The following is a 12,147-nucleotide window of genomic DNA, read 5'->3' as shown; positions in this document are numbered from 1 at the left end:
GGCCTGATGTTCGCGTCCACTGAGTGGTTCTCGATGTACGGTCGAGAACCTGCACATTTCGTATGTGCTCGTTTCACTTTGATATACATCAATAGTGTTTCGGCGGCCATAGCGAGAGGGAAACGCCCGGTTACATTCCGAACCCGGAAGCTAAGACTCTCTGCGCCGATGGTACTGCAGGGGGGACCCTGTGGGAGAGTAGGACACCGCCGGACTTATTTGTAAAATAGCCACCCGTTTTTACGGGTGGCTATTTTGCGTTAAGCTAGACATTGCACCTGTTGGCAACGCCACAGATGCGATCAAACTACACAGAGGACTCTCTTATGAGCGATAACAACGAAGATTTTGGCACGCCTGATCGTGCTGACCGAGCCCGCCGCGATGGCCAGGGCCCCCGCTACAACCGCTCAGAGGGTTCTCGAGAAGAACGTCCCAACCGCTATGGCGTTCCCCGTGATGGACAGTCACGTCCGCAACGCGGTGATCGTCCCACCTATGGTGACCGTCCTCAGCGTGGAGAGCGCCCTTCTTACGGTGACCGTCCTCAGCGTGGAGAACGACCTTCAAATGGAGCTCGTCCCGATAGGGGAGAGCGTCCTCGTTATGGAGATCGTGATGGTGCCCCCCGTGGAGACCGCCCGCGCTATGGAGATCGTGATGGTGCACCCCGTGGAGAACGTTCTACCTACGGCAGTCGTGACGGTGCACCACGAGGTGACCGTCCTTACCGTCCAGCGGGTGATCGCCCCGCATATGGTGACCGCGGAGACCGTAACGCACGCCCAGAGCGCGGTGGTTTCGGCCGAGGCGGTTCAAATGGAGCTCCTCGAGGCGAACGTCCAGGCGGAGATAGAGGCGGTAAGCCTTCATTTGGAGACCGTAACGGTCGTCCGGAACGTTCCGAGCGTCCTAGTTATGGTGATCGTCCTCAGCGGGGAGAACGACCCTCATATGGTGATCGTGGTCCTCGCCCCGATCGCGGTGGAGACCGTCCTTCCTACGGCGACAGAGGCCCCCGTCCGGAGCGTTCTGACCGTCCAAGTTATGGAGATCGTCCCCAACGCGGAGACCGTCCCTCATATGGTGACCGTGGTCCTCGTCCAGATCGTGGGGGAGATCGACCATCCTACGGAGATCGTTCAGAACGTCCCCGTTTCGGTGACCGTGGAGGTCGTCCAGATCGTGCTGGTGCTCCTCGTGGTCGTGATGACCGCTCTTCTCGTTGGGAAGAGCCAGAACTTACTGAAGAGCAGCGCATGGCTCGCGAACTTCGTATGGTTCGTCCACACCACGATGACCCCTGGATCGATGACGATGTCACCGGTGATGAACTCGACAAGGTCGCTCGTAATGAGCTGAAAACTCTGACCAAGGAAAACGCAGAACGCGTTGCCAAGCACCTTGTGATGGCGGTTCGTTTGATGGATGAGAATCCTGAACTGGCTCACCAGCATGTGCTCTCGGCAGCACGTCGTGCTGGTCGTATTGCGATTGTTCGTGAAACTCTCGGAATTACGGCTTATGCCATTGGTGACTTTGCTCTGGCTTTGCGTGAACTTCGCACCTACCGTCGCATTTCTGGCTCGAACGAGCAGATTGCACTCATGGTGGATGCAGAGCGTGGTGTTGGACGTCCAGACAAGGCGCTGGAACTGGGCCGTTCTGTTGAACGCTCCACACTCAGTGAAGCAACACAGGTTGCTCTCTCTATTGCGATGTCGGGTGCTCGTTTGGATCTCGATCAGGTTGACCTTGCTCTCGCCGAGCTCGAAATTCCTCAGCTTGATCCCACCAAGGCGTTCACCTATAGCCCTGCATTATTTAGTGCTTATGCAGAGGTTCTGGAAGAGCTTGGTCGACACCAAGAAGCTGCTGAGTGGACCACCTGTGCTGAAATTGCCGAGAAGGCTCTCGTTGCTGCGGACCTGATGGAATCTTCGGACGAAGATGAACAAGACATTGTCGTGTTCGAAGAAGAACTCGAAGAAGACGAGCTCGAGCTCGTATCTGAGGGCCTGGTTGATAACGAAGGTCTCGCTTTGGCTGATGTCATCAGCTCAGGCGCGTTCGAGGAATCGGACAGTGCTGAGGTGGAACTGAGTTCAGAGGAAAAGGATGCCCTCATCGCTGAAGGAATTAGTCCTGATGACCTTCTCGAAGATGATGTCCGCCAGATTCTGATTGAGACAGCGCACCTGGATGCCGAGGGAGATAAGGCGTGAGCCTCTTCTCCAAGAAGCAGCCAGAACTAGCCCCTAGCCCCATTGAGGGGAAGGTCGTTGTTCTTGCTGACCTCGATGGTGTTGTCTATGCAGGGCCTGGAGCGATTCCACATGCCGTGGAGTCGTTGAATGCTGTTGCTGAGCACATACGTGTGGGGTACATCACCAACAACGCTTCGCGCACGGCAGCCAGTGTCGCAGGTCACCTGCGTGAGCTGGGTTTGAGCTGCTCTGACGAAGATATTGTGTCCTCACCTCAGGCCGCCATGCATCTCCTTGCTGAACTTGTTGAACCTGGTTCCACCATTTTGGTTGTCGGTGGTGAGGGCCTCACCTATGAGCTGGAGAAGAACGGTTACGTTGTCACGTTCTCAGCAGAAGACAATCCTGCTGCTGTAATTCAGGGTTTCTCTCCCGATGTGGGGTGGAAGCAACTGGCTGAAGCTTCTTTCGCATTGAACGCTCGCCCAACGGCAGATGCCTTTGGTGGCACTGTTACTGGGGCTGGTGAAACTGCTGGTATTCCCTGGGTTGCCACCAATATGGACTGGACCATACCTGTTGCCCGCGGTGTTGCGCCTGGCAACGGAACACTCGTTTCTGCCGTTCACACTGCGGTCGGTCGGCTTCCAGTTGTGGCGGGAAAGCCGGAACTCCCCATCTTCGACGAGGCAGCCCGTCGCTTCGGCACAGCCGCAGCTCCAGAGACTGCCTTGTTTATTGGAGACCGTCTCGACACCGACGTCATGGGTGGCAATCGTGCCGGAATGAAAACGGTGCTGGTCCTGACCGGAATTGACCAGGCCAAGCAGTTGTTAGCTGCCCCTGTCGGTTCTCGCCCTGATTACATCCTGAATGACTTGCGCGAGCTCTCAGAGCCCTATCCTGCCGTCATCACGAATAAAGATGGCTCTGTTACGGTGCGAGGGGCAACCGTGCGCAAAGACGGAATGAATCTCACCATCGTGAGTCGGGGAGAGAACAAGCTTGATCTATTGCGTGCTGCGTGTCAGGTGATTTGGGACAGCGGTTTGGCCATCTTCGGTTTCACCGTTCCTGAAGAGCTGTATATCTAATTCCTAAAGCAAGAACGCCCCTGGGAAATGAACTGAACCCCAAAAGTGGGACTCGTAATTAAGAGTCTCTACTTGAAAGGGAAGAAAGTTCATGGATCTCAGGGTCAAACATTCACTCGAAACCCGCATCGAAGTCGCAAGACTTTTTGATGCGGGTTTTGGTTTTCATGCCATTGCTACACAACTCGGTCTCAAGCGGGAATCTGTGCGTAATTGGCACGACCAATATATGCAGGGTCGTCTTTTAGACTCAGCTGTTATGGGCAATAAAAAGTATTCGCCTCAGTTGAAAATTGCAGCTGTTGAGAAGTTCCTCTCTGGAACGCCGAAGCAGGATGTTCTTGTCGAGTTCGATATCTCAACTCGCGCCGTGTTCGATAAATGGGTTGTTCTTTATCGCAACGAGGGACCTGAGGGTTTGTCGAAAACTGCGGGACGCAAAGCTCGTGGTGATGGGCCGATGACGCCTGAAGAAGAACTTGCGTTTCTTCGAATGGAGAACGAGATTCTAAAAAAATGGGTAGCTCTAGCCCAGGAGGAAGATCGACGGCTTTCCGGTCTTTGATCGTCACTGAGCTGGAGCACAAATACCCCACACGGGCTGTTTTGAAGGCGGTGGGGTTATCTGTCTCCACCTACTATCGCCACCGCTCCAAAACTCCACACGACCGTTATGAGCAGCTTCGACCGCTACTTCGTGAGGTCTTTGATGGTTCTTATCGTTCTTATGGTTATCGGCGCATTCGCGCCGTTCTTGCCACCAAGCATGGTCTCCGGCTCAGTGGGAAGACGGTGTTGAAGTTGATGCGTCAAGAAGGCCGCACATGCCAAGTTCGACGACGGAAGAGATACAAGTCCTACCGGGGCGAGATTGGCAAGGCAGCGCCAAACGTGTTGGCGAGAAACTTTGACGCCACGCAGCCGTCGAAGAAATGGGTCACGGACGTTACTGAGTTTTATGTCCTGGGGCAGAAGCAATATCTCTCACCGGTGATTGATTTATTCAACCGTGAAGTGATCTCCTATGAACTAGCACCATCACCGGTGATGGGTTTAGTCACAGGAATGTTGGAGAAAGCCTTCACGCAGCTCAAGCCAGGCACTGGGTTGGTGATGCATTCAGATCAGGGATGGCATTACCGTCATGCTGGCTATCAACTCGCGTTGAAACAACGAGGGATTACCCAATCAATGTCACGCAAAGGCAACTGTCTCGACAACGCAGTTGCAGAGAACTTCTTTGGACACTTCAAAGAAGAATTCCTACGTCAACACACCTTCACCAGCATGCCCCAGTTCAAGCGAGAACTAGAGAAATACATTCACTGGTTCAACCACGAACGCATCCAAGAAAAGTTAAAGGGACTGAGCCCGGTTGACTACCGGACACAGTCCCTTGCAAACTTAGAAACGACTCCCAATTAGAACTCCCACTTAAGGGGTTCAGTTCAGAAACCAGGGGCGTTCTTGCTTGTTCGGATGTGCTTAGTGGTGAACTTCCTTCTCTGCACCGTGACCGGTGAGTGAACGAACTTCCATTTCAGCTGCAAGCCAGGAGTTCTCCTTCTTGCCACCTGAGTAGGTACCGATGATACCGAGCAGGAATGCGAGAGGGATCGAAACGATACCTGGGTTGTCCAGTGGGAACCAGTGGAAGTCAACGCCCTTGATCATGGAAGCGGTGAGCTCCATGGTCTTGGGGTCAACCTTGCCGGAAACCACAGGGGAGAATGCAATCAGAACGACAGAGGAAATCAAACCACCGTACATCGACCACAGTGCACCACGAGTGTTGAAGCGGCGCCAGTAGAGCGAGTAGATGATGGTTGGCAGGTTTGCGGAAGCTGCAACTGCGAAAGCAAGTGCAACCAAGAACGCAATGTTCTGTCCCTGAACACCGATACCACCGAGGATGGCGAGAGCACCGATCACAACAATAGTGATGCGAGCAATCTTGACCTCAGCGTTGGGGCGAACTTCACCGCGCTTGATGACGTTTGCGTAGATGTCGTGTGCGAACGAGGTAGCAGCGGTGATGGTCAGACCAGCAACCACAGCAAGAATCGTTGCAAACGCAATCGCCGAAACGATACCGAGCAATACGGGGCCACCGAGAGCTGCTGCAAGCAGAGGAGCGGCCGAGTTAGCAGCACCAGGTGCAGCAGCAATGACAGCAGGACCAACGAGGACCATAGCGCCGAAGCCGAGAACCAAGGTGAAGAGGTAGAACGCACCGATGAGCCAAATCGCCCATACAACGGACTTACGAGCTTCTTTAGCGGTAGGAACCGTGTAGAAACGCATGAGAACGTGAGGGAGACCAGCGGTACCGAGTACGAGAGCCATTGACAACGAAATGAAGTCAATGGGGTTCTTGCCGTACTTCAGACCAGGCTGCAGTGGGTCGAATGGTGCCTCGAGTGCCTGAGAAACCTCAACACCCTTCGAGAGCAATGCAGACAGATCGAAACCGTTGAGTGCGAGCACCCAGATGGTCATGATGCCAGCACCTGCAATAAGCAGAGCTGCCTTGATGATCTGAACCCAGGTAGTACCCTTCATGCCACCTACGAGAACGTAGATCACCATGAGGACACCGACGACGCCCACAACTAGCGACTGACCGAGCTGGTCGTTGATGCCCAAGAGCAACGAAACGAGACCACCGGCACCAGCCATCTGAGCGAGGAGGTAGAAGAAGCAGACAACCAGAGTGGAGATTGCTGCTGCCAGACGCACGGGGCGCTGGTGGAGGCGGAACGACAGAACGTCAGCCATCGTGAACTTGCCGGTGTTACGCATAAGTTCAGCGACGAGGAGGAGGGCTACAAGCCATGCCACCAGGAAGCCGATGGAGTAGAGGAAGCCGTCGTAACCAGCCAGTGCGATAGCACCGGTGATACCAAGGAAGGATGCTGCCGACAGGTAGTCACCTGCGATAGCCATACCGTTCTGGGTACCGCTGAAGGAGCGGCCACCAGCGTAGAAGTCGTTGGCAGATTTGTTGTTACGACCAGCACGGATAACGATGATCATGGTCACAATAACGAAAGCACCGAAGATGCTCATGTTGAGGACGGGATCGCTCGCTCCTGCGTTTGCTGTATCTGCAGCGAGAACTAGTGCGTTACTCATGCGACACCTGCTTTCTGCTTAGCTTCGAGTTCCTGACGAAGTTCGCTTGCCAGTGGGTCAAGACGCTTGTTTGCGAAGCTGACGTACCACATGGTGATTGCGAAGGTCGAAACGAACTGAAGAAGTCCGAAAATCAGACCAATGTTGATAACACCAATGACAGGTGTTGCCATCCAGTTGGATGCGAACACAGCAAGAACTACGTACAGGAAGTACCAAGCCATAGCTGCAATGAGCACAGGAATAACGAATCCGCGTTGACGCTTGCGGAGCTCCTTGTACTTAGGGGTTTCTTCGAAGGCAGGATAGTCAATCCTGTGATGACCCTTCTCGGTCTCTTCTTTACTCACACGGCCTCCTTGCCGAAATGTGGATAAGGGGTATTACGTGATGTCACCGGTTATCAGGCCGGTTTCATCGGTTCAGGGTTACCCACAAGGGCAACCGTGAGGTCTTCGAGGACACTGATGTCCTCAATGGTTGGTGGGACAACGAAGTCTTCGCCATCCACAATCTGACGCATGGTTTTGCGCAGAATCTTTCCTGAGCGGGTCTTAGGTAGACGCTCAAGCACGAGCACATCGCGGAAGGCGGCAACAGGGCCCACCTTGTCACGCACCAGTTTGACCAGTTCAGTACAAATCTCATCGTGGTTGCGATCCACGCCAGCCTTGAGGGTGACAAACCCACTGGCACGCTGTCCCTTGAGTTCGTCCTTCACGCCAATAACTGCGCATTCGGCAACATCGGGGTGGTGGGCAAGAGCTTCTTCGAGCTGTCCGGTAGAGAGGCGGTGGCCTGCCACATTAATGACATCATCGGTGCGACCCATGACGAAGACGTAGCCGTCTTCGTCAAGGTAGCCGGAGTCACCGGTGGCGTAGTAGCCGGGGAAGGCTTCAAGGTACGCCTTCTGGTAACCATCGGGACGTCCCCATAGACCAGCGAGGGTTCCGGGAGGCATCGGCAGCTTGATCACGATGTTGCCTTCTTCGCCGGCAGCAACGTGGTTACCCTTGCCGTCGACTACTTCAACCTTGTAGCCAGGAACAGGAACGGTGGAAGAACCAGGCTTGATGGGCAGGGTTTCAATCCCGCGCAGATTTGCGGTGATGGCCCATCCGGTTTCGGTCTGCCACCAGTGATCAACGACAGGAATCTTGAGACCTTCAGAAGCCCACTCCAAGGTTTCCGTGTCGAGACGCTCACCTGCCATGAACAGGGTGTGCATGCTGGTGACGTCGTAGCGGGCCAGTTCTTTGAGTTCGGGGTCTACGCGGCGAATTGCACGCAGAGCCGTGGGGGCAGTGAAGAGCGCGCGAACCTTGTACTCATCAACAATGCGCCAGAAAGCTCCAGCATCGGGAGTTCCCACGGGCTTACCTTCATAGATCACCGTGGTGGCACCAGCAAGCAGGGGAGCGTAAACGATGTAGGAGTGGCCAACCACCCAGCCCACATCTGACGCTGCCCACATCACTTCACCGGGCTTGATGTTGTAGATGTTGGCCATCGACCACGTGAGTGCAACGGCGTGACCGCCGTTGTCACGCATGATGCCCTTGGGCTTTCCGGTGGTGCCAGAGGTGTAAAGAACGTAGAGAGGATCAGTAGCGAGAACAGGAACACAGTCAGCGGGTGTCACCTTCGCTGCAGCGTCATCCCAGTCGAGCCAGGTCACATCATTGACTCCGTTGTAGGTCTTGATGGTTCCTGGAACGTTGCGTCGTTCCTTCACAATGACGGTGTGTATGGAGCCCTTGGAGAGAGAAAGTGCTTCAGCAACCATGGGCAGGTATTCCACGGTGCGACCGGGCTCAAGACCACCTGACGCAGTTACCAGAACAGTAGGAGTGGCATCATCAATACGAACCGCTAACTCATTGGCAGCAAAGCCACCAAAGACAACCGAGTGCACAGCGCCGATACGGGCACAGGCGAGCATCGCAATGATGGCCTGCGGAATCATGGGCAAGTAGATGATGACGCGGTCACCCTTGGTCACACCCTGGTCAACCAACACACCGGCAAAAGCCTTTACTTCGTCAAGAAGTTCGGAGTAGGTAAAGCGATCCTTGACCCCGGTCATTGCGGAGTCGTAGATAACTGCAGTCTGGTCGCCGCGACCAGCGAGGACGTGACGGTCTACGGCGTTGAAGCAGGTGTTGAGTTCAGCCCCGGGGAACCAGCGATACACGGGAGCACCAGAATCATCCAGGGCAGAGGTGGGATCGGTAATCCAGTCGATTGCTTCTGCGGCATTCATCCAGAAGGCTTCAGGGTTTGCAGCACTGGCTTCATAAGCTGCCCGGTAAGCACCTGTGGTTGCAGTCATTTCTCGCCTCCCCTTTGAGTTCAAACCACATCGTTGTGGCTTGTTGAGTTGTGCTGCAGTTCCCTGACCTGGATACAAATGTCCCCAGGAAATGAAACGTTAGAGACGACTGTATACACAAAACACCAAAACGTGCAATATTTCGACAACTATTGCGTGTTGAAACACCTGTGTGTATACATAGAGGAGCTGGTCTGTATACAATAAGCTCAAGCTAACCCGTCGAAGGAGACCTCGTGAGAGCAAGCGATAAGGCGTATAGCAAGCTGTTCCACGAAATTGTGGATGGCGATATCGCTCCCGGCACCGTCCTGGCTGAAGTAGAACAGTCAACGCGTCTCGGTGTCTCGCGCACGCCATTACGTGAAGCTCTATCTCGTCTTATTGCAGATGGCCTCGTAGAGTCGGCCCCAGGCCGTGGTGTTGTGGTTACAGAGATTTCACTCGAAAACATCACTGAGCTCTATGAAGTTCGAGAAGCACTCGAAGAACAGGCTGCACGACTAGCCGCACAACGTCGAGACCCCAAAGTTTTTATCAAGATTGCTGAGCAGTTTGCAGATGCCAATCGCCTCATTGAATCTGGTGAAGAGGGCGTTCGTCACTACTACGAACTCAACGAGAGGTTTGATGAAGCACTCGATGAGGCAGTCAACAATGCCTACCTCGTCTCTGCTCTTCAGAACTCACGTGTTCACCTCTCACGCATCCGCCGTATTGCCCGCGGTAACCCAGCTCGCCTGCACGAAAGCGCGACCGAGACCCTCTTGATCATTCAAGCGATCATCGACGGAGATGCAGCCCTCGCTGCCCACGCAACTCACGTGCACCTCCACAAATCTTTAACCAACATTCGAGCCTCGGTAAAGGGGCACCTTAAATCCGCCGACGTGGCCTAAGCCGCAACTGACACCCCACGAAGGGAAACCCTATGAAGCTCCACAACGTGCGCGTCTACAAGAGTGAAGAAACTCTTGAGCGCAAAGACCAGCTCGCTTGGAAGATCGCAGAAGTAGCTTCTGACCCTGTTGCTGTTTCTGCAGAGGTAACCGAGATGGTGATCAACCGCATCATCGATAACGCATCTGTTGCTGTTGCGTCACTGACTCGTAAGCCAGTTGTGTCTGCTCGTTCGCAGGCACTCTCACATCCCTCATCGACAGGTGGCAACGGCGCAAACCTGTTCGGTGAGCCTCAAGATCTCCGCGTCTCACCTGAGTGGGCAGCCTGGGCTAACGGTGTTGCTGTTCGTGAACTCGACTACCACGACACCTTCTTGGCTGCAGAATACTCACACCCCGGCGACAATATTCCACCCATCCTTGCTGTTGCCCAGCACGTAGGCGTCTCCGGTGCTGACCTGGTTCGCGGTATTGCAACCGGCTACGAAATTCAGGTTGACCTGGTGAAGGCCATCTGCCTGCACAAGCACAAGATTGACCACGTTGCCCACCTCGGTCCCTCGGCAGCTGCTGGTATCGGAACAATGTTGAAGCTTCCTACCGAAACCATCTACCAGGCGATCGGTCAAGCACTGCACACCACCACTGCAACCCGACAGTCACGCAAGGGTGAGATTTCCTCATGGAAGGCACACGCACCTGCATTCGCTGGAAAGATGGCGGTGGAGGCTGTCGACCGCGCGATGCGCGGCGAGACCAGCCCCACGCCCATCTATGAAGGTGAAGACGGAGTTATTGCGTGGATGCTCGACGGACCCACCGCAGCATATGAAGTGCCACTTCCTGAAAAGGGCGAGGCCAAGCGTGGCATCCTCGACACGTACACCAAAGAACACTCGGCTGAATATCAGGCACAGGCCCTGATTGACCTTGCTCGTAAGCTCCACAACGAGCACCCTGAGGCAACTAACCCCGAGAACGTGAAGTCTGTGGTCATCCACACCTCGCACCACACTCACTACGTCATCGGCTCGGGAGCAAACGACCCGCAGAAGTATGACCCCACGGCTAGCCGTGAGACCCTGGATCACTCGATTCCTTACATCTTCACTGTGGCACTGCAGGATGGAGCGTGGCACCACGTGGACAGCTACGCTCCTGCACGTGCAGGTCGTGCTGACACCGTTGCACTGTGGAACAAGACCACCACGCTGGAAGATGCTGAGTGGACTCGTCGTTACCACTCCGAAGACCCTGCTGTGAAAGCATTCGGTGGTCGCGTCGAGATCACTCTCAACGATGGAACAGTCATCGTGGACGAGCTTGCTGTGGCAGACGCTCACCCCCTCGGTGCTCGACCCTTCGCTCGGGAGCAGTACATCAACAAATTCCGTATCCTCGCTGACGGTGTGATCGAAGATGCTGAAGTTGAACGCTTCTTAGCTCTGGTTCAGCGTTTACCCGAGCTCACTGCTGAAGAAATCGGGGGCTTGACCGTCACAGCTAAGGCTGGCGTTCTGGCTTCTGCGCCACTGCCCAAGGGTCTGTTCTAATGCTGTATGCCAAGACAACTCCTGCAGAGAAGCGTCGTCTCTTCCGAGAGCGTCTAGCCACCGGTGAACTGCTGCAGTTCCCCGGTGCGTTCAACCCGCTCTCGGCCAAGCTCATTCAGAGCAAAGGTTTTGACGGTGTCTACATCTCTGGTGCTGTCTTGGCAGCAGACCTTGGTCTGCCCGACATTGGTCTCACCACCCTGACCGAAGTTGCCGGACGTGGACAGCAGATCGCGCGCATGACGGATCTTCCTGCGCTCATCGATGCGGACACGGGTTTTGGTGAACCTCTCAACCTTGCCCGCACCGTACAGACTCTCGAAGATGCGGGTGTTGCTGGCCTTCACATTGAAGACCAGGTCAACCCCAAGCGCTGCGGTCACCTTGATGGTAAAGCTGTCGTGGACAACGACACCGCCGTCAAGCGCATCAAGTCCGCAGTAGATGCTCGTCGTGATGAGAACCTGCTTATCATGGCTCGCACCGACATCCGTGCCGCTGAAGGCCTTGATGCAGCAATCGACCGCGCCAAGATGCTCATCGATGCTGGTGCTGACGCGATCTTCCCTGAAGCCATGAAGGACCTCAGGGAATTTGAGGCTATGCGTGCAGCAATTGAAGTGCCGATGCTCGCGAACATGACGGAGTTTGGCAAGAGCGAGCTCTTCACGAAGCAGCAGCTCTCTGACATCGGCGTGAACATCGTGATCTACCCGGTTTCGCTGTTGCGTTTGGCCATGGGCTCTGCGGTCCGAGGACTTGATTCCTTGAAGGAAACTGGTTCCTTCCAGGCTTCTGTTCCTGAGATGCAGACCCGTGCAGAACTTTACGAAACCCTCGACTACGAGGAATACAACCACTTCGATTCAGGCATTTTCAACTTCGACCTGAGCACCCACACCAAGCACTAGCTCAATCTGT

Annotated in this window: 10 protein-coding genes and 1 rRNA gene; 8 read left to right on the top strand and 3 right to left on the bottom strand. The window is 54.8% G+C overall.

The annotated features are described in order from the left end of the window. The first annotated feature begins 98 nt into the window (after positions 1–98). The 5 genes from rrf (at position 99) to AURMO_RS04905 (ending at position 4,726) form a co-directional block, all read left to right on the top strand. Positions 99–215: ribosomal RNA gene (gene rrf / locus AURMO_RS04930) — 5S ribosomal RNA — on the top strand. 111 nt (positions 216–326) lie between these two features. Then, positions 327–2,225, top strand: coding sequence for a hypothetical protein (locus AURMO_RS08990; protein WP_204163591.1), 1,899 nt, complete (start codon positions 327–329; stop codon positions 2,223–2,225). Continuing rightward, positions 2,222–3,301: an HAD-IIA family hydrolase gene (locus tag AURMO_RS04915; protein WP_110233600.1), complete on the top strand. Its 1,080-nt coding sequence runs from the start codon at positions 2,222–2,224 to the stop codon at positions 3,299–3,301. Before AURMO_RS08990 ends, AURMO_RS04915 begins: the two co-directional genes overlap by 4 nt. 91 nt (positions 3,302–3,392) lie before the next feature. Beyond that, entirely contained in the window at positions 3,393–3,866 is a 474-nt protein-coding gene (locus tag AURMO_RS04910) for a helix-turn-helix domain-containing protein (RefSeq protein ID WP_110232849.1), read from the top strand. Next, positions 3,863–4,726 (top strand): IS3 family transposase, encoded by an 864-nt coding sequence (locus AURMO_RS04905; RefSeq protein ID WP_162532641.1) that lies wholly within the window; start codon positions 3,863–3,865, stop codon positions 4,724–4,726. The genes AURMO_RS04910 and AURMO_RS04905 overlap by 4 nt, the downstream gene beginning before the upstream one ends. Before the next feature lie 60 nt (positions 4,727–4,786). On the opposite strand, the gene AURMO_RS04900 is transcribed toward AURMO_RS04905, so the two are convergent. From AURMO_RS04900 to AURMO_RS04890, 3 genes are read right to left on the bottom strand one after another with little or no spacing between them, the layout of a single operon-like run. Then, on the bottom strand, positions 4,787–6,436 hold the full coding sequence (locus AURMO_RS04900) for a solute symporter family protein (protein WP_110233598.1): 1,650 nt from the start codon (positions 6,434–6,436) through the stop codon (positions 4,787–4,789). After that, positions 6,433–6,786 carry a DUF485 domain-containing protein gene (locus tag AURMO_RS04895; RefSeq protein WP_110233595.1) on the bottom strand — a complete coding sequence of 118 codons (354 nt, stop codon included), beginning with the start codon at positions 6,784–6,786 and terminating at the stop codon, positions 6,433–6,435. Before AURMO_RS04895 ends, AURMO_RS04900 begins: the two co-directional genes overlap by 4 nt. 53 nt (positions 6,787–6,839) lie before the next feature. Further along, positions 6,840–8,771, bottom strand: a complete 1,932-nt coding sequence (locus AURMO_RS04890; protein ID WP_110233593.1) for a propionyl-CoA synthetase — start codon at positions 8,769–8,771, stop codon at positions 6,840–6,842. A gap of 236 nt (positions 8,772–9,007) precedes the next feature. On the opposite strand from AURMO_RS04890, the gene AURMO_RS04885 reads away from it, so the two are divergent. From AURMO_RS04885 to prpB, 3 genes are read left to right on the top strand one after another with little or no spacing between them, the layout of a single operon-like run. Further along, on the top strand, positions 9,008–9,670 hold the full coding sequence (locus tag AURMO_RS04885; RefSeq protein ID WP_110233590.1) for a GntR family transcriptional regulator: 663 nt from the start codon (positions 9,008–9,010) through the stop codon (positions 9,668–9,670). Positions 9,671–9,702: 32 nt separating this feature from the next. Continuing rightward, positions 9,703–11,226: an MmgE/PrpD family protein gene (locus tag AURMO_RS04880; protein ID WP_110233587.1), complete on the top strand. Its 1,524-nt coding sequence runs from the start codon at positions 9,703–9,705 to the stop codon at positions 11,224–11,226. After that, entirely contained in the window at positions 11,226–12,137 is a 912-nt protein-coding gene (gene prpB / locus AURMO_RS04875; RefSeq protein WP_110233585.1) for a methylisocitrate lyase, read from the top strand. The genes AURMO_RS04880 and prpB overlap by 1 nt, the downstream gene beginning before the upstream one ends. Positions 12,138–12,147 lie beyond the last annotated feature (10 nt).

Source organism: Aurantimicrobium photophilum, from assembly GCF_003194085.1.
Taxonomy (GTDB): domain Bacteria; phylum Actinomycetota; class Actinomycetes; order Actinomycetales; family Microbacteriaceae; genus Aurantimicrobium; species Aurantimicrobium photophilum.
This window is presented reverse-complemented; position numbering and strand designations above follow the sequence as displayed.

Excerpts from the sequence above, each read along its gene's own strand:
- AURMO_RS04890 (WP_110233593.1), bottom strand. The coding sequence starts at position 8,771 with ATGACTGCAACCACAGGTGCTTACCGGGCAGCTTATGAAGCCAGTGCT.
- AURMO_RS04900 (WP_110233598.1), bottom strand. The coding sequence starts at position 6,436 with ATGAGTAACGCACTAGTTCTCGCTGCAGATACAGCAAACGCAGGAGCG.
- AURMO_RS08990 (WP_204163591.1), top strand. The coding sequence starts at position 327 with ATGAGCGATAACAACGAAGATTTTGGCACGCCTGATCGTGCTGACCGA.
- prpB (WP_110233585.1), top strand. The coding sequence starts at position 11,226 with ATGCTGTATGCCAAGACAACTCCTGCAGAGAAGCGTCGTCTCTTCCGA.
- AURMO_RS04880 (WP_110233587.1), top strand. The coding sequence starts at position 9,703 with ATGAAGCTCCACAACGTGCGCGTCTACAAGAGTGAAGAAACTCTTGAG.
- AURMO_RS04910 (WP_110232849.1), top strand. The coding sequence starts at position 3,393 with ATGGATCTCAGGGTCAAACATTCACTCGAAACCCGCATCGAAGTCGCA.